Origin of the sequence: uncultured Bradyrhizobium sp. (genome assembly GCF_964252615.1) — a bacterium.
In the GTDB taxonomy this organism is placed as follows: domain Bacteria; phylum Pseudomonadota; class Alphaproteobacteria; order Rhizobiales; family Xanthobacteraceae; genus Bradyrhizobium.
This window is the reverse complement of sequence record NZ_CAXUNQ010000005.1, coordinates 136,545-160,077: the sequence shown is the minus strand read 5'-3', so window position 1 is coordinate 160,077 and position 23,533 is coordinate 136,545. Positions and strand designations below refer to the sequence as shown.

Genomic DNA, 23,533 nt, shown 5'->3' with positions numbered 1-23,533 from the left:
GGTTATGGATTCCGGGCTCGCGACTTCGTCACGCCCCGGAATGACGGTTGGTATTTCTCAGCTCGGGAACGTGCAGCTGTTCTCTTCCTTGGTCGCGGCAATCACTTCGAGATCCTCGTCCGGGCCGGGCACCGCCGGGCTCGAGGCGAAGATGTCCCACTGATTCTTGATCTTGTCGGCCGGCAGCGCGGTCACCGCGTACATTTCATGCATGAGCTGGTGATCCGAGCCGCGGAAATAGCCTTGCCGGGTCTTCAGCACGTCGAACTTGGCGCCCTTCTCGAAATGTTCGATGATCTTCGGCGATTCCGCGGATTTCAGTTCGTTGACGGTCTGCGCCACGATCTTGGTCGCGATATAATCGCCCCAGGCCTGGTTCTCCGGCGGCTTGCTGTATTTCTTGGTGAAGGCGGCGACAAACGACTTGGTGCCCGGCGTGTCGATGAGGTGATGCCAGACTACCGGCCAGGTACCGACGAAGTTGCCCTTGCCGGCCGCCCAGGCCAGCGCGGTATCGAAACCAAAACCGCCGACCGGGAAGGTCAGGCCGAACTCGGCATATTGCTTGAGGAAGTTGGTGATCTGGTTGCCGGCGAGATTGATGACGACCAGGTCGGGTTTTGCTTCCCGGATTTTCAGCAAGTAGGCCGAAAAATCGGTGGCGTCGGTCGGCACCAGATCGTCGCCGGCAAAATTGCCGCCATTGGCTTCCATGAAGCGTTTTGAGACTTTGAGCAGATCGTGGCCGAAAGCGTAGTCCGCGGTCAGGGAATACCACTTCTTGCCCTTGACCAGTCCATCGCGCAGGAACGAGCGGCCGACGGTTTTCACATACATCGAGTTCTGCGATTCGACGTGGAACATGTAGCGCTGGCAGTCCTTGCCGCGCAGCGCGTCGGAATTACCGCCGGTGTTGATGAACAGCGTCTTGTTGCGCGAGGCGACCTGCGCGATGGTCAGGCACGAGGCGGACGAAATCTCGCCGATGATGCAGGCGACCTTGTCGCGCTCGATCATGCGCTCGGCCTTGGTCGAGGCGGTCTGCGGATTGACCGAGTCCTCCTTCAGCAGTTCGACCTTGCGTCCCATCATGCCGCCGGAAGCGTTGATCTCTTCCACCGCGAGATCAATCGCCATCACCGCGTATTCCCCTAATGGCCCGAGGAACCCCGTGCGCGGCGTCAGATGGCCGATCCTGATCACGTCTGCGGTCTGTGCGCGCAACACCGCCGGCGCGGAAATTCCAGACACCAGTGCAAGTCCGCCCGCGGTTTTCAACAAGCCACGGCGCGTGAATCGATTGTCGTTCGACATGGTTTTTTCTCTCCCTGATGCGTTCGCCCGGCGGCGCCGCTTTTTTTGTCCGGCGACGCGGCGCCTTGCGTTGTGCGCTGGTGTCGCTTGCCGTGATGCTGGATCGCAGCTAGGGTCGCAAAAGATCAGGTCTTTGTCGAGTCCGCATGGATTTAGAACTCAAGGGTTTGCGGGTGTTGGTGACGGCGGGCGCCAACGGCATCGGGCTTGCGATCGCGCGCGCCTTCGCCGGAGAAGGCGCCAAGGTCCATACCTGCGACGTCGATGAAATGGCACTGAACGCCCTCGCCCGCAGCGATCCAGGCATCACGCGAACGGCTTGTGATGTATCCGACCGCGCCGCGGTCAAGAACCTGTTCGCGGAGGCAACGGCGAAACTCGGCGGCCTCGACGTGCTGGTCAACAACGCTGGAATTGCGGGGCCGACATCGAAGGTCGAGGAGATGAATCCCGAAGACTGGGACCGCTGTCTTGAGATTTGCCTGACCGGACAGTTCAACTGCGCCCGCCTGGCGGTGCCGCTGCTGCGGCGGAGCGCGAACGCATCGATCGTCAACGTTTCGTCGGCCGCCGGCCGGCTGGGCTTTGCAATGCGCACGCCCTATGCCGCTGCGAAATGGGGCGTGATCGGTTTCACCAAATCGCTGTCGATCGAATTGGGGCCGGACAACATCCGCGTCAACGCCATCCTGCCCGGCCTCGTCGCCGGCGACCGGCAGCGCCGCGTGCTCGAAGCCAAGGCGCAGCAGCGCGGCATCTCCTTCGCCGAGATGGAACGCACCGCGTTCTCCTATACCTCGATAAAGGACTATGTGACGCCGCAACAGCTAGCCGACCAGGTCCTGTTCATGTGCAGCCCGCGCGGCAAGACCATCTCCGGCCAGGCGATCTCGATCTGCGGCGATACGCAGATGCTGGGGTGACGTCGTCCCTGCGAAAAACTCCGCCATCATTCCCGAGGCGCCCGCCTGCGGCCCATCCTCAGGATGACGGCAGCGGCTACTGCATCAGCTTCAGCGCATCTGCGAAGAAGTCCGGACCGCCGAAATTGCCGGACTTCAGCGCCAGCAGCATCTCGCCGTCCCTGGCGCCGACGGCGCGCAGCACGGGCACGCCCGCGGCGATTTCGGGGCCGACGAGAAAGCCGGGAATGCCGAGGCGATCCACCACGGCCCCGGAGGTTTCGCCGCCGGCGACAACAAGACGCCGCACGCCAGACGTCACCAGGCCTTCCGCAATATCCGCCATCGCCTGCTCGATCGCGTGACCGGCGGCGTCGCGGCCGTGCCGCGCCTGCAATGCGGCCACCTGATCGGGCGTCGAACTGCTCGCGATCAGAATCGGGCTTTCTGCAAGCCGCGTCTTCGCCCAGTCGAGTGCGCGTCGCGTTTCGGCCCTGCCTGCGACCACCTGTTCGGGGTCAATATGCAGCACCGGCATCGTCTGTTCTGCCTTGGCGATCTGCTGCAGCGTCGCCTGCGAACAACTGCCAGCGAGACACGCCGCTGGTCCGCCGACGGAGTTTCCGGAAATGTCCGTCGCTTTATTCGTCTTGACGCGGCCCGACGCCACCAGCGCGCGCGCAAGGCCGAGGCCGATACCCGACGCGCCGACCGATACACGATGATCCAGCGCGACCGTACCGATGATTTCGAGATCGCTGGCGAATACCGCGTCGGCAACTGCCGCAGCGAAGCCTTGCCTCGAAAGCTCCGCAAGATGCGCGCGAACTGCGTCCGCACCGCCGGCAACCACCGAAAGATCGACAAGTCCGATCCGAAGCTTGCTCTGCCGCGCCAGCACCCGCACCAGATTGGAATCGTGCATCGGATTGAGGGGATGATCCTTCAGGGGGCTCTCGTTGAGCGGCACGGAACCGACGAACAGATTGCCCTGATAGACGGTGCGGCCTGTTTCCGGAAAGGCCGGCGTCACCAGCACGACGGCGTTGCCGGAATCGGCGCGCAGCGCATCCATGACCGGGCCGATGTTGCCGGCATCCGTGGAATCGAAGGTGGAGCAGATCTTGAACAGCACATGCGAGGCGCCGCGCCCGCGCATCCATTTTTCGGCCGCGCGCGCCTTGGCTACCGCCTGTGACGCCTCGATGGAGCGGCTCTTCAGCGCGACCACGACGGCGTCGACGTCGGGCAGATTCAGATCACCCGGCGGCACGCCGATGGTCTGCACCGTGCGCAGGCCGCAGCGCGTCAGCGTGTTGGCGAGGTCGGACGCACCCGTATAGTCGTCAGCGATGCAGCCCAGCGCCAGCGTCACGATCTCGCTCCGGCGTAGGGTTGAAACCAGCCGAGGCCTTCGACCGTGCGGCCGCGCGGGTTGTATTCGCAGCCGACAAAACCGTTGTAGCCGAGCCGGTCCAGCTCCTCGAACAGGAACGGGTAGTTCAATTCCTCTCCGTCCGGTTCGTTGCGCGAGGGGATGCTGGCGATCTGGACGTGCCCGATGATCGGCATCATCGCGCGCATCCGCATGGTGACGTCGCCATGGATGATCTGGCAATGATAGATATCGAACTGCAGCTTCAGGTTCGGAAGATTCAATTCGGCGATCAGGTCGCGCGCGAAAATAAAATCGTTGAGGAAATAGCCGGGCACGTTGCGCGGGTTGATCGGTTCGATCACAACGTCGATGTCTTCAGGGGCGAGGAACTCGCTCGCCCATCCCACCGACTTGCGAAACGCCGCCACCACTTTCGGATCGCCGCGATCGGCGATGCCCGCCATCAGATGCAGGCGTTTGACACCGGTCGCCTTGGCATAGGGCAGCGCGGTGCGCAGGCTCTGCTGCAAATCGCCAAAACGGTCGGGCAGCGCCGCAAAGCCCTTTTCGCCGGCGTCCCAGTTGCCCGGCGGCAGGTTGAACAGCGCCTGGGTCAGGCCGTTGCGATGCAGCCGTTCGCCAACCGCTTCCGCCGGGTGATCGTAGGGGAACAGGAATTCGACCGCGGAGAAGCCCGCTTTCGCCGCCGCGTCGAAGCGGTCCAGGAACGGAACTTCGTTGAACATCATGCTGAGATTGGCGGCAAAACGGGGCATCTTTTTTCCTTTTGGTCTCCGTCCTTGCGAGGAGTGCAGCGGCAAAGCAATCCGGTTTTTCTTTGCGGTCTGCGGATCGCTTCCCTCAATGACCGAGTCAGTTCTCGCCGGGAAGCCTGGTCCCGGTTACCCGGGCATACATCCGCGCCACTGAAGCGTCGTCGTCGCGGCCCATGCCGGAAGCCGAGGTCATCAGGAACATCTGCAGCGCGGCGGCAGATACCGGCACCGGAAACTTCGCCGTGCGCGCCATGTCCTGGATGATACCGAGATCTTTGACGAAAATATCCACCGCACTGCGCGGCGTATAGTCGCCGTCGAGCACCTGCGGCATGCGGTTCTCGAACATCCAGGAATTGCCGGCCGACGCCGTGATCACCTCGTAGACCCTGCGGATGTCGAGCCCCTGCTTGGCGGCGAAAGCGATCGCCTCGGAGGCGGCGGCGATATGCACGCCGGCGAGCAGCTGATTGATCATCTTGAACGCCGCGCCCTGCCCCGCCGCGTCCCCAAGCTCGTAGAGCTTTGCCGCCATCGCGTCGAGCGCGGGCCGCGCTTTGGCGAAAGCGGCGCCACTGCCCGATGCGAGTATCGTCAATTCGCCCTGCGCCGCGCGTTGCGCGCCCCCGGAAATCGGCGCATCGAGATAATGCCGGCCGGTCGCTTCAAGTTGTTTCGCCAGCCGCCGCGCCACATCCGGATCCATCGTCGCGGACGAGACGAACACCGCGTCCTTTGCCAGCGTTTCGGCAACGCCGTCCGTGCCGAACAAGATGGTCTCGGTCTGCGCGGCGTTGACCACCACGCTGACGACGATGTCGGCATCCTTGGCGGCTGCAGCCGGCGTCTTTTCGCCCAGCCCGCCATCGGAAACAAACCGGGCGACGCTTTCGGCCGCGACGTCGCAGCCGATGACTTCGAAACCGGCGCGCCGCAGCGAGGTCGCCATGCCAAACCCCATCGAACCCAGTCCGATGACGGCGACGCGCGGTTTTTCGGATGCAGGCTTGGGCATGCGGCGCTTCCTTTTTCCTTGTTGGCCTTTGGATAACACGGCTTGGCCGCGCTGCCAAAGCGTGGGAAAAGCCTGCCATGGACGAGACGAAACTCCGCGATGATATTTGCCGCTTCGGCCGCTCGCTGTTCGAGCGCGGGCTCACTCCAGGCTCGTCGGGCAATATCAGCGTCCGCTGTGAGGACGGCGGCTGGCTGGTCACGCCGACCAACGCCTCGCTGGGCGCGCTCGAGCCGGCGCGTCTTTCGCGCCTCGGCGCCGACAACCGCCTGGTGTCCGGCGATGCGCCTACCAAGGAAATCCCGCTGCATTCTGCGCTGTACGAAACCCGAAAGGCGTCGCGGGCGATCGTCCATCTGCATTCGACGCATTCGGTGGCGCTGTCGATGCTGCCGGAGATCGATCCACGCGCCGCCTTGCCGCCGATGACGCCCTATTACCTGATGAAATGCGGCGCTACCGCCCTGGTGCCGTATTATCGGCCCGGCGATCCGGCCGTGGCCGATGCCATCAAGGGGCTTGCCGGGAAATACACGTCCGTGCTGCTGGCCAATCACGGTCCCGTCGTTGCGGGCGATTCGCTTGAAGCCGCGGTGTTTGCGATGGAGGAACTGGAGGAAACGGCAAAATTGTATCTGCTGCTGCGCGGGCTCAATCCGCGCTACCTGACGCCGGCGCAGGTCAAGGACCTGTCGAAGACGTTCGGGCTATCGCTGCCCGAGCACTCGCCCCACACACCGCCGCCATCCTGAGCGCCTGACCGAAAAAGCAGTCAATATTCGCTGCTCTCGCCGCGGGATCGAAAATGGTCCGGCGTTCGTCATGGCCGGGCTTGTCCCGGCCATCCACATATTTCCTGCTTCAGCGCCTTTAAGACGTGGATGCCCGGCACAAGGCCGGGCATGACGAACCAAAGGCGACGCCTGATGTCATGGGATACTTTTTCGGTCAGCCTCTCGAGATGACGGGGAGTATGCGGGCGATGCGGTATGACCTATAACCCCAAATAGGCTTTCCTCACATCCGGATTGCCCTTGATCTCGGCCGCCGCCCCCTGCATCAGCACCCGGCCGGTCTGCAGGATGTAGGCGCGGTCGGCGATATCGAGACACTCGGCCATGCGCTGCTCGACGATCAATACAGTCATTCCGGCGTTGCGTATCTCCTTTACCGCCGCGAAGATTTCGTCGACCAGCTTGGGCATGATGCCTTGCGACGGCTCGTCCAGCATCAACAGCCGCGGCCGGGTCATCAACGCGCGGCCGATCGCCAGCATCTGCTGCTCGCCGCCGCTGAGCGTCTCGGCGCGCTGCTCAAGGCGCTCGGACAGCCGCGGAAACAGCTTGAACACCAGCGCCAGCGGTTCATCGCGGTCGGCCTCGCCGCGATAAAGATAGCTGCCGAGCCGCAAATTGTCGCGTACCGACAACCGCGGAAACAGCCGACGATTCTCCGGCACATAGGCGATGCCGCGCGCGGTGATCAGGTGCTGCGCCATGCCGTCGATCCGCGCGCCATCGAACGTGACCGTGCCGGAGCGCGGCCGTTCGGCCCCGGCGATGGATTTCAGCAAGGTCGATTTGCCGGCGCCATTGGCCCCTGCGACGCAGACAATCTCACTCTTGGCGACTTCGATACTGACCGATGAAATCGCGACCAGCCCCCGATACGCGGTGGTGACTTCATGCGCCGACAGCATGACGATCCCCGAGATAGGCGGTGATGACTTTCGGGTCGCGAACGATATCGGCCGGCTTTCCCTGCACCAGGATCTTGCCGAGATCGAGCACGATGGCGCGGTCGACCAGCGGCATCACGATTTCCATGACGTGTTCCACCATGAGTACGGTGACGCCGGTCGCCCGCACCCGGCGCACCAGTTCGACCCCCGCCTGAGCCTCGATCGGCGTCAGCCCGGTGAGAACCTCGTCAAGCAGCAGCAGTTTCGGTTCGGTCGCCAGTGCACGGGCAACTTCGAGGCGTCGTTTCTCGGAAGGGATGAGCTCGCTGGCAAGCACGTCGGCGCGCGCGGCGAGGCCTGCGAATTCCAGTACCTCATGGGCCTTGCGGCGCGCGTCGCGCATTACCGTGGTTCGGATCAGGGCGCCGACAATGACGTTGTCGATCACCGTCATGGTTTCGAAGCTTTTCACCACCTGGAACGTCCGCGCAATGCCGCGCTGGCAGCGTTGCGCCGCAGGCAGCGCGGTGACGTCTTCGCCATCGAACAGTATCGAACCCTGGGTCGGCGGCAGTACGCCGGCAACCAGATTGAACAGCGTCGATTTTCCGGCGCCGTTCGGACCGATCAATCCGACGATCTCGCCGCGGCCGACCGAGATCGAAATATCGCTGTTGGCGATGAGGCCACCGAAGCGCTGCCATACGCCGCGGGTTTCGAGCAACGCCGTCATTGCGCCACCCTTTTGCGGCGCGGTGAGAACAATCCGACCAGGCCTTCCGGCCGCGCCAGCGAGATCAGCACGATCAGCGTGCCGTAGACGATCAGATCGACGCCGCGGCCGGAGCCGCCGATGAAGGACCGCGTCAGTTCGGTAAGCGGGATCAGGATGACCGCGCCGAGCACCGGCCCCCACAGCGTGCCGATGCCGCCGAGCACCGCGGGCAGCGCCATCAGCAGCGAGAACTGAAATCCCATGACGCTTTCGGGATCGATATAGGACACGAACTGCGCATAAAAACTGCCTCCAACGGCGGTCAGGAACGCCGAGACGGCCGCCGCGCCCATCTTGGAATTGAACACGACCACGCCGAGGCTTTCGGCGGCATCGGGATTGTCCTTCACCGCGCGCCACCAGAAACCCCATTTTGAATCCTCGAGCCACCAGGTCACCAGCCAGGCGATGCATGCCAGCACCAGCGCAAAATAAAAGTAGGGCAGCTTGCTGCGGGTGAACTGGAACTTGAGCCAGCTGTCTCCCCGCACGGGAATGTCGATGCCGAGCGCGGCACCGACCCAGTCCCAGTTCTGGAACAGCAGCAGCGCGATTTCAGCAATCACGATGGTGGCGATGACGAAGTAGTGCCCGCGCAGCCGGAAACAGGGGTAGCCCAGCGCCATCGCGATGGCCGCGGAGATGACGCCGCCGCCGAGCATGCCGAACCATGGCAGCACGCCGAATTTGGTGAACAGGATCGCGGTGGTGTAGGCGCCGAGGCCGAAATAGAGCGCATGGCCCAGCGAAATCTGTCCGCAGTAACCGCCGAGGATATTCCAGCTTTGCGACAGCGCCGCATACATCAAGGTCAAGACCATGATGTTCTGGACATAGACGTCCTTGACGAATAGCGGCGCCAGCGCGGCGACGGTCGCAAGGACTGTTGCGAGTACCAGGTCGCGGCGGCGGCGGCGGGCAAAGGCCGTGTCCATCACATCGACCCGAACAGGCCGCGCGGGCGCACGAACACCACCAGCAGATAGACCGCGTAAATGCCGACCGATTTCAGCGACGGCGGCATAATCAATGCGGTGACAGCTTCGACCAGGCCGACGATGATGCCGCCGGCGAAGGCGCCGAATACGCTGCCGAAGCCGCCGAGCGCCACCGTGACATAGGCGATCAGCGCAAACGAGGCGCCGACGTCGGGATAGATATAGAAGAACATCGCCATGATCGCGCCGGACAGCCCGACCAGCGCCGCGCCGAGCCCCCAGCCCAGCGCGAATACGCGGTTCTTGTCGATGCCGACCAGCGCCACCGCGCCGGCATCCTCGCGCGTCGCCTCAAGCGCGCGGCCGAAATCGGTCCGGTTGATGAAGAAGTACAGCGCGGCGAAAGCGGCAATCGACACCAGCGCGCCGGCCAGTTGCGGCACCGGCAGGAAGATGCCGGCAACGGAGATCGTTTTGCCGCCGAGCCAGGACTGCGGGATGCTGCGATAGTCCGGCGTGAAGAAGAACTGCGCCAGGCCGCGCATCACGATGGCCAGGCCAAAGGTGGAAAAAATCTGCACCATGCCGGCATTGGCCTTGGCCCGCACCGCAAAGCGCACGATCACGAGATACACCACCGCACCGAACACGAACAGGGCGGCGGCGACAAAGGGCGCCGACAGCAACGGATCCAGCGCGGAGAACGCGAACAGGAAAAACGTCGCATACATCGCGATCATGAGAAATTCGCCGTGCGCGAAATTCACCACGTCCATCAGGCCGAAGATCAGTGCAAGGCCGACCGCGATCAAGCCATAGAGAAGCCCCATCAGCAGGCCGCTTGCCAGGCTCTGGACGATGGTTTCGGCGGTCAAGGGCTTGTCCTCTCAACGAGGCGTCCCCGCGCAGGCGGGGGCCCATAAACACCGGCGCTGCTTGACGCGCGAGGACGCGAGGTCGTAGCCAAAATGATGGTCCCGTGGTTATGGGTCCCCGCCTTCGCGGGGACGACACCGTGTTTGCGGTAAAAGTGCCGCTTACTTCATCGGCCAGATCGCGTCGGCGACCGCCGCCTGCGATGGAAAGATGGTGACGAACTTGCCGCCGCTATATTGCAGCAGCACCGGGTCGGCGTCGTTGTTCTGGCCCATGTCGTCGAATTTTACCCGTTTCCACGGCATGATCGTGTTCTCGCCGGGCATGTCGGTCGCCACCAGCGCTTCACGAATCTTCTCGCCGTCGGTGGATTTGGCGCGATTGATGGCATCCGCCATGACGATCAGCGCCATGAACTGCCGCGACGAGTAGTCGTTGAAATCCTTGCCGGACCGTTCCTTGTACATGTCGTTGATCTTGCCGACTACCGGCCGCTTGGCGGCGAGATCGAGCGAAAAGCTGCCGCGCGAGATCACACCCTCGATCTTGTCGCCGACCGCGTCATACAGCGCCTTCTCGGAAAACCCGGCATCCTGCGCCACGATGTTCTTCGGCCTGTAGCCGAGTTCGCCCATGGTCTTGACCAGAAGGATACCATCGGTGGTGTAGCTCGAGGGCATCAGCACGTCGGCATTGGCCGCCTTCAGCTGCTGCACCTCGGCGGTCAGCGAGGGCGAGTTGGCGCGGTATTTGATGTCGGCGACGACCTTGTAGCCGCGGTCGGCGGCCAGCTTGAGCTGCGCGTTGGACGAGTCGGTGCCGTAAATGGTGTCCTCGTGGAACAGCGCCAGTGTCTCGATTTTCTGGCCTTTTTTCTTCAGAGCGTCGAAGAAGTCGAACATCGCAGTCGAGAACATCTCGTCATGCGGTGCGGCGCGGAAATAAAATTTGAGGCCGCGGCGATGCAGGCTCGGCGACGAATTATCCGCCGAAATGAACGGGATTTGATAACGCTCGCAGATCTGGCTCACCGTGACTGCAACGGCGCTCTGGTAGGTGCCGACGATGGCGCAGACTTTCTCCTGCGTGATGAGACGCTCGGCTTCGGCGCGGCCCTTTTGCGGATCGGCCTGGTGATCGGCGAATACCAGGCGCACCTTGGCGCCGCCCAGTCCGGAGAGACCCTCGCCTTTCGCCAGCGGCAGCTCAAAATCGTAGTTCTTGTTGATCACGTCCGCGGCTGTCTCGAACGCCTTCTGGGCATCGACCCCGATTTGCGCGCTTGCCCCCGATAACGGATAGATCAGGCCGATCACCACCTCGGATGTTTGCGCACGCGCCGCGATCGGCAGCAGCGCTGCGGTGGCGGAGGCTCCGAGCAGCAGGTTTCGGCGAGTGATGGTCATCAGGTCGTCCTCTGTTGGCGTCTTATCGATAAAGGGTTGAACGTGGGGGTAAAGCCTCAAAGAACGGCAAGCTGCTTGTTCTTGAGGTCGGTGACGAGCATCAGGCCCGGCGCATGTGTGATCGCGAATGACAGCTTCGCGGCTGCAATTACTGCTTGCGGGGTGACGCCGCAGGCCCAGAATACGGGAATCTCGTCGTCGTTGATGGGTACCGCGTCACCGTAATCGGGTTTTGCGATATCGGCGATACCAATCGAGTGCGCATGGCCGAGATGGACCGGCGCGCCATGCACGGAAGGAAAACGCGAGGTGATCTGCACCGCGCGGATCGCGTCCGCCGGTTTGAGCGGCCGCATCGACACCACCATCGGACCGGCGAAGGGACCCGCGGAAACGCAGGCGATGTTGGTACGGTACATCGGAACGCGCACGCCGCACTCGATGTGGCGGATCGGGATATCGTCGGCCAGCAGCGCTTCCTCGAACGAGAACGAGCAGCCGATCACAAAGGCCACCAGATCGTCGCGCCAGTGCGCCATGATATCGGTCGGCTCCTCCACCACCTCGCCGTCGCGCCAGACCCGGTAGCGCGGCAGGTCGGTGCGAATGTCAAGATCGGCGCCGAGCGATGGAATGCGGGGGTCGCCGACCTCGGACATGCCGATAATCGGACATGGTTTCGGATTGAGCTGGCAGAAGCGGTGGAACGAGGCCGCAAGCTTTTCCGGCAGGATGGCAAGATTGCCCTGAACGAAACCGTTGGCGACGCCGGCGGTGCTTGACGCCACGCCGGCGCGGCAGGCATGGCGTGCCGCCACGCTTGGGGACGACGAGTCGGCGGCTGCGGAATCCGCTTTCCGTTCCGATCTCGCCAGGCTGGTCATCGTCGCGCTGCCCATTTGTTTCGACAGCCAGAAACACACAAGCCTATCATAATGTCTAATCGTCGTATTTGATCAAGATCGATAAATACGTCTTATCGAACTTTGGGCTTCGCACGCATGACCGATTTCAAGGCGATCGAGACATTTCTTTGGGTCGTAACGTTGGGAAGCTTTCGGGGTGCGGCCCAAAAGCTGAACACTACCCAGCCTGCGATTTCGCAGCGGATCGCCCAGCTTGAACGCGAGGTCGGCGTCAAGCTGCTGCAGCGCGACCGGCGGATGGTGCTGCCGACGCCGAGCGGCCGGCAGTTGATGGTCTATGCAGAGAAACTGATCGGAATGCGCTCGGAAATGCTGGCGGCGGTGGGCGACCGCTCCGCGATGCGCGGCGTGCTGCGGCTTGGCGTCGCCGAAACCATCGTGCACACATGGCTGTCGCAACTTATCAAGAGCGTCAATCGGGCCTACCCGAACCTGTCGCTCGAAATCGAAGTCGACATCACCTCCAATCTGCGCACGCGGCTGCTGGCGCAGGAAATCGAACTGGGGTTTCTGCTCGGACCGCTGACGGCGCCGGCCGTTCGCAATCGTCTATTATGCGACTATTCAATAGGTTTTCTCGCGAGTCCGTCGCTCGGGCTCGGCGCCGGAGTGCTCACGGTGCACGACTTGGCGAAGTTCCCGATCATCACCTTTTCGCGCAAGACGCAGCCTTACGAAATCGTGCGTTCGCTGTTCAATCGTCCAGACCTGCCGCCGATGCGGCTGCATGCCAGCGCCTCGCTGGCAACCGTGATTCACATGGCTATCGAAGGCCTCGGCATTGCCGTGATCCCGACCGCGATCGTCGAGAACGAAATGGCCGACGGCCGGCTGCATTTGCTCTCGACCAGCCTGCAGATATCTCCGCTGACCTTTACGGCAAGCTGGCTGGCATCCCCCGATACGGTGGCTATCGAACGCGTGGCGGAACTTGCCGGCAAGCTGGCGCAACAGGAGCGCGTTGTTGACGCGCCGCCGCGGGCGCGTCATTGAACGTGCAACGCCTGCGATCACCCTGTCCAAGATCCGGAAAAGCGCATGACGACAATCGCGTCCAATCTGCAAATCGACTCCGCAAGGCTGTGGGATACCATCCATGAAACCGCTGCATTCGGCGCCACGCCCAAGGGCGGCGTGCGGCGGCTGACGCTGGGCCCGGAGGACAAGCAGGTGCGCGACTGGTTTCGCCGGGCATGCGAAGCAGCCGGCTGCGAAATGCATGTCGATGCGCTCGGCTCCATGTTCGCCTTGCGCAAGGGGCGTGACATGTCGAAACCACCCATCGGGCTTGGCTCGCATCTCGACACCCAGCCGACCGGCGGCAAGTTCGACGGGGTGCTCGGCACGCTGGCGGCGCTCGAGGTCGTGCGCACGTTGAACGACGCCGGCATCGAAACCGAGACTCCGATCTGCATCGTCAACTGGACCAACGAGGAAGGCTCGCGCTTTGCACCTGCGACCATGGCGTCGGCGGCCTATGCAGGCGATTACACGACGGAGAATATTCTCGCGCGTACCGACGCCGCCGGCATCAGCGTCGGCGAGGCGCTCGACGGCATCGGCTATCGCGGCGGCGAGTCGGTCGGCGCGCGCAAACTCGGCGCCTTCGTCGAACTGCATATCGAGCAAGGACCGCTGCTGGAAGCCGAGAACAAAACCATCGGCGTGGTCGAGCGCGGCCAGGGCATCGTCTGGTACGACGGCAGAATTACCGGCTTCGAAAGCCACGCCGGCACCACGCCGATGCCGCTGCGCCGCGACGCGCTGGCGACGCTGTCGGAACTCGTGCTGGCGCTCGAGCGCATTGCAAAGGCGCATGGACCGAATGCAGTCGGCACCGTCGGCGAAGCCGTGATCGCCGCGCCATCCCGCAACGTCATCCCCGGCGAAATTGCGTTCACCATGGATATCCGCAGTCCCGATTCGGAAACGCTGGACGCCATCGACAGCGATCTGCGCGCCGCCGCCGCTGAGATCGCGATCCGGCGCAAGGTGGAAATCTCGATCGATGCAATCTGGCGCAAGCCGCCGACCATATTCGATGCCAGGCTGGTCGATGCAATCGAAAACGCCACCAGGACGCTGGGGTATACCCATCGCCGTATCACTTCCGGCGCCGGCCACGACGCCTGCAATCTTGCCAACGTGGTGCCGGCCGCAATGATCTTCGTGCCCTGCAAAGACGGCGTCAGCCATAATGAACTCGAAGACGCCACCCAGGCTGATTGCGCCGCCGGCGCCAACGCCCTGATGCATACGGTGCTGGCGCTGGCCGGCGTCGCATCCTGACCAGAATGGAGGCTCCGGTGCGCGGTGTATTCGTCGATGCCAATGAGTCGCTGGCGGTGATTTTCGAGCGGCTGGCAAAGCCGGACGATCCGTCCGTTCGTATCAACCGTGATCCCGATGTGACCTCGGATCAATTACCCGGCGTGCTCGATGGCGCCGGAATCGCGATCGTCGATCACACCGCGCTGCCGACCGACGCCGCCCGTAAATGTACCGGGTTGAAACACGTCGTTTTCCTGGGCACCGGCGCCCGCAGCTATATGAATCCGGAAGAACTCGCAGACCTTGGCATCGAAGTTCACCTGATCCGGGGTTACGGCGACACCGCCGTGGCCGAATGCGCCATCGCGCTGATGTGGGCCGCCGCACGAGGCCTTGCCCAAATGGACCGCGAAATGCGCGCCGGCAGCTGGCGGCGCGACGATGGCATGCAACTCACCGGCAAGACGCTGGGCCTGATCGGCTTCGGCGGCATCGCCGCGGAAGTCGCGCGGATCGCCCTTGGCAGCGGCATGAAAGTGCTGGCCTGGAACAGGACGGCGAAAAGCTATCCCGGCGTGGAATTTGCAGGCATCGATGGGCTGCTGGCGCGGAGTCATGTGGTTTCGCTGCATCTGCTGCTGAACGACGACACCCGCGGCTTTCTTTCGCGCGAGCGCATTGCCGCAATGCGGCCCGGCGTCATTCTCGTCAACACCGCGCGCGGCGCGCTGGTTGATGAAGCCGCGATGATCGACGCCCTGACATCCGGGCATATCAGGCACGCCGGGCTCGACGTTTTCAACGTCGAGCCGCTGCCGGCCGATCACCCGCTCACCAGGCTGCCCAACGTGACGCTATCGGCGCATTCGGCATTTCGTACGCCCGAGGCAAGCGAGAATTTGATTGAGGCGGCGTGGCAGCATTGTCGTCGTATCGCGGAAACAGCTCACGACTGAGCGTTCTATATCTTCGCCAAGCGGTAAATCTTGCGAAGCTCCTTCTGTACCCGCGCAATGCGCTTTGCGCAGAGAGGATGGGACCGGCTGATGCGGGGTGCCGTCAACGCTTTCCATCCCGAACGGCCGACCGGTACAATCGCAATCGGAATGGCTTGGGGACACTCCGGATAATTCCGCATCTTCCGCCAAAAGATCGTCGTCAACACGCCATTAGAGACGATCATCTTTTTCACATTCCCCTCCACTTTCGAGAGAATTATTAAGCCCAATCCTTAGGTATCGGCTAACGCTCGTGTTAGTTTCAAACTCGGTCAAAACAACCATTACCCCTATTTTACTACCTTTCCATCCTTATCTTCGGCTTGAACCGCTATAACGGCCCCCAGGTATTACCGGCGTCACAAACGTTGGCCTGATTCGCTGGCATGCTCATCCCGCGTAGCTGCCCGGATCAGAACTGCAGTTCCATTCCTAAGGATCGGTATTGTGCGTGCCGGGACGGGATCTCCATCGGTTGTATTTGTTGATCTATTCGCCTGTTTAGATGTTTTCGCAGCGGTAATGCGACGGCCACTTTGGCGGCGCCACGGGAGTGACATGAAAAACGGCGATCTGGCGGGAAATGGAGATATCGAAGCTTTTACAACAATCCGGCTCCAAGGGACGATAAAGACAAGTACCCGCTCTGATTTCGCGGAAGCGCAATTCACTTCCGAATCTCCGGGACCGGACTGAAGAGAATCATCGACTGGGGCAGCGGCGGGTTGGACCCCTCAAGGGAGCGGTTTATCCCGCGGTCCAATAACTGTGCAGATCATCGGAATGGGTCGACCGGGCCCACAAACCGACGGCTGCGCCATGATTACAGCGGCACTCTTACTACGAGCGGCCCAACGGAGCGCTCTTGCACGCGCCTTGAAGGATGGCCGCTTGCCCGCGTGACATCGGTCGAAAGGGTGCTGCGGCTCCTCGGGATGACGCGGATGTCCTATTCGACCATCTCCGCGACCGCCTTGCCGCAGGCAGCGGTATCGGCATTGCCGCCGAGATCGCGCGTCCGCAGCGTGCGTTCCCCGAGCGTGCGCTCGATCGCAGCGACGATCGATGCCGCCGCTGCCTTTTCGCCGAGGTGGTCGAACATCATTGCGCCGGACCAGATCTGCCCGATCGGATTGGCGATGCCCTGCCCCGCTATATCCGGCGCCGAGCCGTGCACCGGCTCGAACACGGAGGGAAAATGCCGCTCCGGGTTGATGTTCGCGGCCGGCGCGATGCCGATGGTGCCGGTACAGGCCGGCCCGAGATCGGACAGGATGTCGCCGAACAAATTTGAACCGACGACCACGTCGAACCAGTCCGGATGCAGCACGAAATTCGCGGTGAGAATGTCGATATGGTACTTGTCCCATTTCACCCTGGGATAGTTCTTTGCCATCGCCTCCACACGCTCGTCCCAATACGGCATGGTGATTGAAATGCCGTTGGATTTGGTCGCCGAGGTGAGATGTTGCTTCGGGCGCGATGCCGCGAGGTCGAACGCGAATTTCAGAATGCGGTCGACGCCGATGCGCGTCATCACCGTCTGCTGTGTGACGAATTCGCGCTCGGTATCCGGAAACATGCGGCCGCCGACCGATGAATACTCACCTTCGGTATTCTCGCGCACCACCCAGAAATCGATATCTCCGGGCTTGCGGTTGGCCAACGGCGACGGCACGCCGGGCATCAGCCGGACGGGGCGCAAATTCACATACTGGTCGAATTCCCGGCGGAACTTGATCAGCGATCCCCACAACGAAATGTGATCGGGAATTTTCGCCGGCCAGCCGACCGCGCCGAAATAGATCGCGTCGTGCTTGCCGATTCTGTCCTTCCAGTCCTCCGGCATCATCTGGCCGTGCTTTTCGTAGTAATCCCAGCAGGCGAAATCGAAATGATCGAAATGCACGTCGACGCCGTGCTTTTTCGCGGCAACCTCCAGCACGCGAAGGCCTTCGGGCACGACTTCCTTGCCGATGCCGTCGCCGGGAATGACGGCCACTCGATATTTTTTTCCTTGGCTCACCGGGAGAATCCTTACATTTGCGGCGTCGGTGCCTTTGATCCGAATTATCGGATTGCAATGGACCAAAGTAAACCGCGGCGCAACGCTGCAGTGCAATGTTGACCTGTTCCAGAACGAAGGCCTAACACTGGCGACCCTGCAGCCACGACCAATCAAGAGAGCCTCTCATGGACCTTCATCTGCGCGGCAAGCGCGTCCTGATCACCGGCGCCTCCAAGGGCATTGGCGCCGCCGCCGCCGAAGCTTTCGCGGAGGAAGGCTGCGATCTAAGGCTGGCGGCCCGCAGCGGCGACCAGATGAACGCGCTGGCGGACCGCCTGCGCTCGGCACACCAGATCAGCGCCTCGGCTCACGTCACCGATCTGCGGAAGCCCGAGGATATCGCAAGACTGGTGACGGACGCCGCCGACATCGACATCCTGGTCAACAATGCCGGCGATATTCCCGGCGGGTCGATCGACAAGATCGACGAAGCCACTTGGCGCCACGCCTGGGAACTCAAAGTATTCGGCTACATCAACCTCACCCGCGCCATCTACGCGCAGATGAAGGCGCGCGGGCGCGGCGTCATCGTCAACGACATCGGCGCCGCCGGCGAGAAGTTCGACGCCAATTATATCTGCGGCAGCGCCGGCAATGCCGCGCTGATGGCATTCACCCGCGCGCTCGGCGGCAAGAGCCTCGCCGACAACATCCGCGTGGTCGGCATCAACCCCGGGCCGGTCGGCACCGACCGCCATGTTACGCTGCTGAAGACGCGGGCGAAGAACCAATTCGGCGACGAAAACCGTTACAAGGAATTTCAAAAAAGTTTTCCGCTTGGGCGTCCGGCGCACGCGCGCGAGATCGGTGACCTGATGGCGTTCCTGGCGTCGGACCGCTCCGGCTATACGTCGGGCGTGATTTACACGGTGGATGGCGGGATCAGCGCCGGATGGGGGTAACCTGCTGCGCCGCTTCCGAGACATGCGGCTAGACTCTCTCGAACAACTGCCTGATCAGCGTCGTAATTCGTCCCTCGCGCAACATCATCTCGTTCATGATGGTGAAGTGGTTTGCGTCCGAAATCTCCTCATACGTTACCGGCAGCCCGTATCTGGCGCGATGCCCTGCGAAATCTGCCGTCTGTTTGCGCAACAATGGCAGTTCGGCGCTACCGGCCACCAGCGATAACGGCTTAAGCACGCCGCCCGCCTGCATCATCGGCGAGTTACGCTGCGACGCCTCCTTGTCAAGCCCGAGCTTGATGTTGAGATAGCTGTGCCGGATCGGTTCGAGATCGTAGATGCCGCTGATCGCCATCCCCGTCTTGACGCTCGGGTGCGACAGCGCCATCGACGTCAGGTGGCCGCCCGCGGACCAGCCCGACACCCCGATTCGATCCGGATCGCCGCCGAGGTCCGGCAGTTGCGCCACCAGGAAGTCGAGGCCTGCATGAATCTCGGCGACGATTTCGTCAAGGGTCGCATCGGGGGCCAGCGTATAGCCGATCAGCGCGACGTTGATGCCATGCGCCATCGGTCCACCGGCGAAAACGGTGAACGTCTCCTTGGCACGCGCCTGCCAATAGCCGCCATGAATGAACAGCAGCGTCGGCGCGCCGTCGGCGGCTTTGAGAAAATCGATCCGGTTGCGCTCACGCGGACCGTAGCGGAGATCGAGATGGCTCGAATGCCGCGCGCGCATTTCGACGGAACGCTTGTCCCAGCCGGCTACGATGTCGGCGCTGGCGGGCACTGCGACGCCGTTATTGAGACCGAGGTCGCGATCCTGCCGGCTCATGCTGCGCCAGTCCGGCGTATCGAACGGCGTGCTCATCCCCACTCCTCATATCGTCGTAATGCGGGCACCGTGCTTGCGCATTTCCACTTTGGCGCAAAATGTCTTACAGCACACTCCGATCCGCGCCCAAAGCGGAAAGAACGGAGAGAAGCAAGTGGCTGATCAGGGGCTGGTACAGGCAACGGCGTGCGCCATCGTCGATAAACTCAATTCGGGCGAGGTTACGCCGCTCGATCTGCTCGACGTGCTGGAGGCAAGGATCGCCGGGGTGGACGGCGAGGTCAACGCCCTGCCGACGCTGTGCTTCGACCGCGCGCGGGCGCGCGCGAAAACGTTGATGAAAAAACCGCCCGGCCAGCGCGGGCTGCTTGCGGGCCTGCCGGTGCCGATCAAGGATCTGACCGCTGTGGCCGGCGTGCTCACCACCCAGGGATCGCCGATCTACAAGGATGCCGTGCCCGCGTATTCCGATCTGTCGGTCGAGCGCCTTGAAGCCAATGGCGGCCTGATCTACGCTAAGTCGAACACGCCGGAGTTCGGCGCCGGCGCCAACACCTTCAACGAGGTGTTCGGCGCGACGCGCAATCCGTGGGATTTGTCGCGCTCCGCCGCCGGCTCCTCGGGCGGCGCCGCGGCGGCGCTCGCGGCCGGCACCGCGTGGCTCGCGCATGGCTCCGACATGGGCGGCTCGCTGCGCAGCCCCGCAAGTTTCTGCGGGGTGGTCGGCATGCGGCCCAGCATCGGCCGCGTCGCGCATACGCCGGTCGCCAAGATCGACCGCAACCTGGGCGTCCAGGGCCCGATGGCGCGCAATGTGGAGGATTTGGCGTTGCTGCTCGATGCCATGAGCGGCGAGCACCCGGCCGATCCGCTGTCGCTGCCGGCGCTGCCGACTTCGTTCCTGTCGGCGGCGCGTTCGGGCGAGGGTCCGAAGCGCGTGGCCTACTCCGCTGATCTTGGCATCACACCGGTCGATCCCGAAGTCGCCGCCATCACGCAAAAGGCCGCCATGCGTTTTGCCGAGGCCGGTGCGATCGTCGACCAAGCGCATCCGGATCTGCGCGAGGCGCACGAATGTTTCCACGTCCTGCGCGCGTTCGATTTCGCCATCAGCAAGGCGGCGCTGCTGCGCGGCAAGCGCGATCTGCTCAAGCCCGAAGTGGTCTGGAATATCGAACAGGGCCTGAAGCTGACGGTCGAGGACATCGAGCGGGCCGAAGCGCAGCGCGTCGCCATGACTGCGCGCACGATCGAATTCTTCAAGCGCTATGATCTGCTGGTGACGCCGGCGACCATCGTCGCGCCCTTCCCGGTCGAGCATCGCTACGTGGCGGAATGTGCCGGCAGGGCTTTCGACACTTATGTCGAGTGGCTGGGCATCGTTTATGCGATTACGCTGGTATGCTGTCCGGCGTTGTCGTTGCCCTGCGGTTTCACCGCGACGGGTCTTCCAGTCGGCCTGCAAATCGTCGCCGCGCCGCGCGGCGAAGCGCAGCTTCTCGCAGGCGCCAGGCTGCTTGAAGACATTCTGGGGATGCGCGGGACAACCCCAATCGATCCCCGGCCGGCGAAGTAGCCTAGTACTTTATGTAGCGGAAAGCGACGATTTGGGCGCTGGCGCGTCATTTGTGCGCCATTATAATTGCCAATGAAAACGGGCGCGATCCGACCGCGCGACGACAGGGGAAGACCGGATGCCCGGAACACTCAGGATACGCGTTGATCAGGACAAGTGTCAGGGGCACGCCCGCTGTAAATCGCTGGCCCCCGAGCTTTTCGAGCTCGATCAATTCGGCAACGCGCACGAAATCGGCGACGGTACCGTGCCCAAGGGTTCTGAAGACAAGGCGTGGCTTGCGCAGACCAACTGCCCTGAAATAGCGATCGATATTACGGAGGAGTAGACCGTGGGCGATACATTGCTGCATGACGTCGCGGGTAAGGCGATCGACGAAACTGTGGGACATCGGGCGGCCCCCGTCACCGATTGGGTGCATGATTTCGACCACACCGATCCGCGCTGGACCGAAAATCCGTTTCCGATCTGGGACCAACTGCGCGCGGAATCGCCGGTGGTTCATACCAAGCGCTACCTTGGCTGCTATCTGCCTACCACCTATGACGCGGTGAAGCAGATTTCCTACGACACCGAGCATTTTTCGTCTCGCCGCATCATTGTTCGCACGATCCGGCCCGAGTCGCCGGCGGCGTCGCCGCCGATCACCTCGGATCCGCCGCAGCACAAGCCCGCCAAGCAATTGCTGCTGCCGCCGTTCACACCTGACGCGATGAAGAAGCTGGAGCCGAGGGTCCGGTCGATCTGCAACGAGTTGATCGACGGATTCATCAATGAGACGGGCTGCGACGTCGCCGCGCGCTACACCAAACACATCCCGGTGCGCGCTATCGCCCACATGCTCGGCATCCCGGAAAAGGATGGAGAACTGTTCATCAAGTGGATACATGAAATCCTCGAAGTCGGGATCAGCAATGATACTGTCCTGATGCGGGCGGTGCATGAAATGGCGGGCTACTTCGCCGCGCATATCGAGCAGCGCAGGAGGCACCCGACCGACGATCTGATCTCGACCCTGATGAAGGCCCGGGACAAGGACGGCCAGCCGCTGTCCGACGCCCATGTGCAGGGCTCGCTGCGGCTGCTGCTGATCGCCGGCATCGATACCACCTGGAGTGCGATCGGGTCTTCGCTCTGGCACCTGGCGAAAACGCCGGCAGATCGCGAGCGTCTGCTCGCCGAGCCGGAGTTACTGCCAACCGCGATCGAGGAATTCCTGCGCGCCTACTCACCAGTCACGATGGCGCGCGAGGTGGTGAAGGAAACCACGGTCAGCGGCTGTCCGGTGAAGCCCGGCAACATGGTTCTGTTGTCGTTCCCCGCCGCCAACCGCGACCCCGCGGTTTTTCCCGATGCGGACAAGGTCATCATCGACCGCAAGGAGAACCGTCACGCCGCCTTCGGTCTCGGCATTCACCGCTGTATCGGCTCCAATCTCGCGCGCATGGAAATGACCGTTGCGATCGAGCAGTGGCTCAAGCGCATTCCGGATTTCAGGCTTGACCCGGCCGGCGAGATTACCTGGTCGGAAGGCACCGTGCGCGGGCCGCGGCAGCTTCCGATGTTGTTCGGAAAGGTCCGCTGAAGCCTCTCCCAACGGGAGAGCTTGAAATTGTCATGGAGACTGCCCGTGGCGAGTGACCGTTTTCAATTTCCGGGCGGGGATGGTTCGCAACTCGCCGCGGCTCTGGAACTACCGGAGCGAGAGCCGCTCGCCTTCGCGCTGTTCGCGCATTGCTTCACCTGCGGAAAGGACGTGCTGGCCGCCAAGCGCATCGCGGTCGCGCTGGCGGTCAAGGGCATCGCGGTGCTACGTTTCGACTTCACCGGACTAGGCTCCAGCGAGGGCGATTTCGCCAACTCGACGTTTTCATCTAATGTCGCCGACCTGGTCCGCGCCGCCGACCACCTGCGCGAAACACGCAAGGCGCCGGCGATCCTGATCGGCCACAGCCTCGGCGGCGCCGCGGTGCTGGCCGCCGCCGCGCAAATTCCGGAAGCGCGGGCGGTCGTCACCATCGCGGCGCCGTCGGATCCCGCGCACGTCACTCACCTGTTCACCGACCGCATCGACGATATCCGCAAGCATGGCAGGGTCGAAGTCTCGCTCGCCGGCCGGCCGTTTCATATCCGCCGCGAGTTCCTCGACGACATCGCCGAGCATAACCTGACGGCCCACGTCGCCGCGCTTCACAAGGCGCTGCTGATCATGCATTCGCCGACCGACGACACCGTCGGCATCGACAATGCCACTCGCATCTTTGTCGCCGCGAAACATCCGAAAAGTTTTATTTCGCTGGCGGGCGCCGATCACCTGCTGAGCGACAGGCGCGACGGCATCTATGCCGCCGACGTCATCGCGGCCTGGGCGGCACGCTATCTCGACGCCGCCGGGCCGGAAGTTGCGCCCGATCGCGGCGAAGCGGCGCGTGACGTCGTCGTCCGCGAGACGCGAAAGAGCAAATTCCAGCAAATGGTTTCTATCGGCCGGCATCGGCTGCTGGCCGACGAACCGATTGCCGCCGGCGGCGAGGATACCGGCCCCGGTCCTTACGATTTTCTGCTGGCCGGGCTGGGGGCCTGCACCTCCATGACCATGCGGCTGTATGCCGACCGTAAATCGCTGCCGCTGGAGCGAGTAACGGTGACGCTGACGCACAGCAGGATATACGCGAGCGATTGCGCCGACTGCGAAACCAGGACCGGCATGCTCGATCGGATCGTTCGGACCATCGCCATGGACGGCGCCCTCGACGACGAGCAGCGCAAGAAGCTGGTGGAAATCGCCGATAAGTGTCCGGTGCACCGCACCCTCACCTCGGAGATCGATATTGTGACCCATGCCGCCGATTGACGATCAGGCGCGCACGCGGATCATCGCATAAAGGGAGCC

At 62.8% G+C, this 23,533-nt stretch carries 22 protein-coding genes; 10 read left to right on the top strand and 12 right to left on the bottom strand.

Going from position 1 to position 23,533, the window contains the following annotated elements; all coding sequences use genetic code 11:
* Positions 1 to 57: 57 nt before the first annotated feature.
* A complete protein-coding gene (locus ACFE72_RS05325; RefSeq protein ID WP_375412014.1) occupies positions 58 to 1,314 on the bottom strand; it encodes an ABC transporter substrate-binding protein in 1,257 nt (418 codons plus the stop codon).
* A 146-nt stretch (positions 1,315 to 1,460) separates the two neighbouring features.
* Here ACFE72_RS05325 and ACFE72_RS05320 point away from each other — a divergent pair, with 146 nt between their 5' ends.
* Positions 1,461 to 2,237, top strand: coding sequence for an SDR family oxidoreductase (locus ACFE72_RS05320; RefSeq protein ID WP_375412013.1), 777 nt, complete (start codon positions 1,461 to 1,463; stop codon positions 2,235 to 2,237).
* A gap of 76 nt (positions 2,238 to 2,313) precedes the next feature.
* On the opposite strand, the gene otnK is transcribed toward ACFE72_RS05320, so the two are convergent.
* From otnK to ltnD, 3 genes are all read right to left on the bottom strand, one after another.
* Entirely contained in the window at positions 2,314 to 3,591 is a 1,278-nt protein-coding gene (gene otnK / locus ACFE72_RS05315; protein ID WP_375412012.1) for a 3-oxo-tetronate kinase, read from the bottom strand.
* Positions 3,588 to 4,370: a 2-oxo-tetronate isomerase gene (otnI, locus tag ACFE72_RS05310; RefSeq protein WP_375412011.1), complete on the bottom strand. Its 783-nt coding sequence runs from the start codon at positions 4,368 to 4,370 to the stop codon at positions 3,588 to 3,590. The genes otnK and otnI overlap by 4 nt, the downstream gene beginning before the upstream one ends.
* Before the next feature lie 97 nt (positions 4,371 to 4,467).
* Complete coding sequence (gene ltnD / locus ACFE72_RS05305; RefSeq protein WP_375412010.1) at positions 4,468 to 5,424, bottom strand: L-threonate dehydrogenase; 957 nt, start codon at positions 5,422 to 5,424, stop codon at positions 4,468 to 4,470.
* Between the two features lie 38 nt (positions 5,425 to 5,462).
* Between ltnD and ACFE72_RS05300 the strand changes: the two genes are divergently transcribed.
* Entirely contained in the window at positions 5,463 to 6,137 is a 675-nt protein-coding gene (locus ACFE72_RS05300; RefSeq protein WP_375412009.1) for an aldolase, read from the top strand.
* Between the two features lie 242 nt (positions 6,138 to 6,379).
* Here ACFE72_RS05300 and ACFE72_RS05295 read toward each other — a convergent pair whose 3' ends face one another.
* The 6 genes from ACFE72_RS05295 to ACFE72_RS05270 all read right to left on the bottom strand — a co-directional run bounded on the left by ACFE72_RS05295 (position 6,380) and on the right by ACFE72_RS05270 (position 11,945).
* Entirely contained in the window at positions 6,380 to 7,084 is a 705-nt protein-coding gene (locus ACFE72_RS05295) for an ABC transporter ATP-binding protein (RefSeq protein ID WP_375412008.1), read from the bottom strand.
* Complete coding sequence (locus ACFE72_RS05290) at positions 7,068 to 7,799, bottom strand: ABC transporter ATP-binding protein (protein ID WP_375412007.1); 732 nt, start codon at positions 7,797 to 7,799, stop codon at positions 7,068 to 7,070. The genes ACFE72_RS05295 and ACFE72_RS05290 overlap by 17 nt, the downstream gene beginning before the upstream one ends.
* The gene (locus ACFE72_RS05285) at positions 7,796 to 8,776 is read right to left on the bottom strand and encodes a branched-chain amino acid ABC transporter permease (RefSeq protein WP_375412006.1); all 981 of its coding nucleotides are present in this window, start codon (positions 8,774 to 8,776) and stop codon (positions 7,796 to 7,798) included. Before ACFE72_RS05285 ends, ACFE72_RS05290 begins: the two co-directional genes overlap by 4 nt.
* Positions 8,776 to 9,654: a branched-chain amino acid ABC transporter permease gene (locus tag ACFE72_RS05280; RefSeq protein WP_375412005.1), complete on the bottom strand. Its 879-nt coding sequence runs from the start codon at positions 9,652 to 9,654 to the stop codon at positions 8,776 to 8,778. The genes ACFE72_RS05285 and ACFE72_RS05280 overlap by 1 nt, the downstream gene beginning before the upstream one ends.
* A gap of 162 nt (positions 9,655 to 9,816) precedes the next feature.
* Positions 9,817 to 11,061: an ABC transporter substrate-binding protein gene (locus ACFE72_RS05275; protein ID WP_375412004.1), complete on the bottom strand. Its 1,245-nt coding sequence runs from the start codon at positions 11,059 to 11,061 to the stop codon at positions 9,817 to 9,819.
* Between the two features lie 56 nt (positions 11,062 to 11,117).
* Positions 11,118 to 11,945 carry a putative hydro-lyase gene (locus ACFE72_RS05270; protein WP_375412003.1) on the bottom strand — a complete coding sequence of 276 codons (828 nt, stop codon included), beginning with the start codon at positions 11,943 to 11,945 and terminating at the stop codon, positions 11,118 to 11,120.
* A gap of 117 nt (positions 11,946 to 12,062) precedes the next feature.
* On the opposite strand from ACFE72_RS05270, the gene ACFE72_RS05265 reads away from it, so the two are divergent.
* The 3 genes from ACFE72_RS05265 to ACFE72_RS05255 are packed head-to-tail and all read left to right on the top strand — an operon-like array spanning position 12,063 to position 15,214.
* Positions 12,063 to 12,980, top strand: a complete 918-nt coding sequence (locus ACFE72_RS05265; protein WP_375412002.1) for a LysR family transcriptional regulator — start codon at positions 12,063 to 12,065, stop codon at positions 12,978 to 12,980.
* Positions 12,981 to 13,025: 45 nt separating this feature from the next.
* Positions 13,026 to 14,276, top strand: coding sequence for a Zn-dependent hydrolase (locus ACFE72_RS05260; RefSeq protein ID WP_375412001.1), 1,251 nt, complete (start codon positions 13,026 to 13,028; stop codon positions 14,274 to 14,276).
* Between the two features lie 17 nt (positions 14,277 to 14,293).
* Complete coding sequence (locus tag ACFE72_RS05255) at positions 14,294 to 15,214, top strand: NAD(P)-dependent oxidoreductase (protein WP_375412000.1); 921 nt, start codon at positions 14,294 to 14,296, stop codon at positions 15,212 to 15,214.
* 991 nt (positions 15,215 to 16,205) lie between these two features.
* Here ACFE72_RS05255 and ACFE72_RS05250 read toward each other — a convergent pair.
* Entirely contained in the window at positions 16,206 to 17,282 is a 1,077-nt protein-coding gene (locus tag ACFE72_RS05250) for a tartrate dehydrogenase (protein WP_375411999.1), read from the bottom strand.
* Between the two features lie 167 nt (positions 17,283 to 17,449).
* On the opposite strand from ACFE72_RS05250, the gene ACFE72_RS05245 reads away from it, so the two are divergent.
* On the top strand, positions 17,450 to 18,226 hold the full coding sequence (locus ACFE72_RS05245; protein WP_375411998.1) for an SDR family oxidoreductase: 777 nt from the start codon (positions 17,450 to 17,452) through the stop codon (positions 18,224 to 18,226).
* A 28-nt stretch (positions 18,227 to 18,254) separates the two neighbouring features.
* Here the strand turns inward: ACFE72_RS05245 and ACFE72_RS05240 are convergent, their stop codons facing one another.
* Positions 18,255 to 19,100 (bottom strand): alpha/beta hydrolase, encoded by an 846-nt coding sequence (locus ACFE72_RS05240; protein ID WP_375411997.1) that lies wholly within the window; start codon positions 19,098 to 19,100, stop codon positions 18,255 to 18,257.
* A gap of 118 nt (positions 19,101 to 19,218) precedes the next feature.
* Between ACFE72_RS05240 and ACFE72_RS05235 the strand changes: the two genes are divergently transcribed.
* The 4 genes from ACFE72_RS05235 to ACFE72_RS05220 all read left to right on the top strand — a co-directional run bounded on the left by ACFE72_RS05235 (position 19,219) and on the right by ACFE72_RS05220 (position 23,494).
* On the top strand, positions 19,219 to 20,640 hold the full coding sequence (locus ACFE72_RS05235) for an amidase (RefSeq protein ID WP_375411996.1): 1,422 nt from the start codon (positions 19,219 to 19,221) through the stop codon (positions 20,638 to 20,640).
* 118 nt (positions 20,641 to 20,758) lie between these two features.
* Positions 20,759 to 20,968 (top strand): ferredoxin, encoded by a 210-nt coding sequence (locus ACFE72_RS05230; RefSeq protein ID WP_375411995.1) that lies wholly within the window; start codon positions 20,759 to 20,761, stop codon positions 20,966 to 20,968.
* Between the two features lie 42 nt (positions 20,969 to 21,010).
* Positions 21,011 to 22,225, top strand: coding sequence for a cytochrome P450 (locus ACFE72_RS05225; RefSeq protein WP_375412051.1), 1,215 nt, complete (start codon positions 21,011 to 21,013; stop codon positions 22,223 to 22,225).
* A gap of 45 nt (positions 22,226 to 22,270) precedes the next feature.
* A complete protein-coding gene (locus tag ACFE72_RS05220) occupies positions 22,271 to 23,494 on the top strand; it encodes an alpha/beta fold hydrolase (protein ID WP_375411994.1) in 1,224 nt (407 codons plus the stop codon).
* Positions 23,495 to 23,533 lie beyond the last annotated feature (39 nt).

Excerpts from the sequence above, each read along its gene's own strand:
- ACFE72_RS05325 (WP_375412014.1), bottom strand. The coding sequence starts at position 1,314 with ATGTCGAACGACAATCGATTCACGCGCCGTGGCTTGTTGAAAACCGCG.
- ACFE72_RS05320 (WP_375412013.1), top strand. The coding sequence starts at position 1,461 with ATGGATTTAGAACTCAAGGGTTTGCGGGTGTTGGTGACGGCGGGCGCC.
- otnI (WP_375412011.1), bottom strand. The coding sequence starts at position 4,370 with ATGCCCCGTTTTGCCGCCAATCTCAGCATGATGTTCAACGAAGTTCCG.
- ACFE72_RS05300 (WP_375412009.1), top strand. The coding sequence starts at position 5,463 with ATGGACGAGACGAAACTCCGCGATGATATTTGCCGCTTCGGCCGCTCG.
- ACFE72_RS05295 (WP_375412008.1), bottom strand. The coding sequence starts at position 7,084 with ATGCTGTCGGCGCATGAAGTCACCACCGCGTATCGGGGGCTGGTCGCG.
- ACFE72_RS05290 (WP_375412007.1), bottom strand. The coding sequence starts at position 7,799 with ATGACGGCGTTGCTCGAAACCCGCGGCGTATGGCAGCGCTTCGGTGGC.
- ACFE72_RS05285 (WP_375412006.1), bottom strand. The coding sequence starts at position 8,776 with ATGGACACGGCCTTTGCCCGCCGCCGCCGCCGCGACCTGGTACTCGCA.
- ACFE72_RS05275 (WP_375412004.1), bottom strand. The coding sequence starts at position 11,061 with ATGACCATCACTCGCCGAAACCTGCTGCTCGGAGCCTCCGCCACCGCA.
- ACFE72_RS05270 (WP_375412003.1), bottom strand. The coding sequence starts at position 11,945 with ATGACCAGCCTGGCGAGATCGGAACGGAAAGCGGATTCCGCAGCCGCC.
- ACFE72_RS05265 (WP_375412002.1), top strand. The coding sequence starts at position 12,063 with ATGACCGATTTCAAGGCGATCGAGACATTTCTTTGGGTCGTAACGTTG.
- ACFE72_RS05260 (WP_375412001.1), top strand. The coding sequence starts at position 13,026 with ATGACGACAATCGCGTCCAATCTGCAAATCGACTCCGCAAGGCTGTGG.
- ACFE72_RS05245 (WP_375411998.1), top strand. The coding sequence starts at position 17,450 with ATGGACCTTCATCTGCGCGGCAAGCGCGTCCTGATCACCGGCGCCTCC.
- ACFE72_RS05240 (WP_375411997.1), bottom strand. The coding sequence starts at position 19,100 with ATGAGCACGCCGTTCGATACGCCGGACTGGCGCAGCATGAGCCGGCAG.
- ACFE72_RS05230 (WP_375411995.1), top strand. The coding sequence starts at position 20,759 with ATGCCCGGAACACTCAGGATACGCGTTGATCAGGACAAGTGTCAGGGG.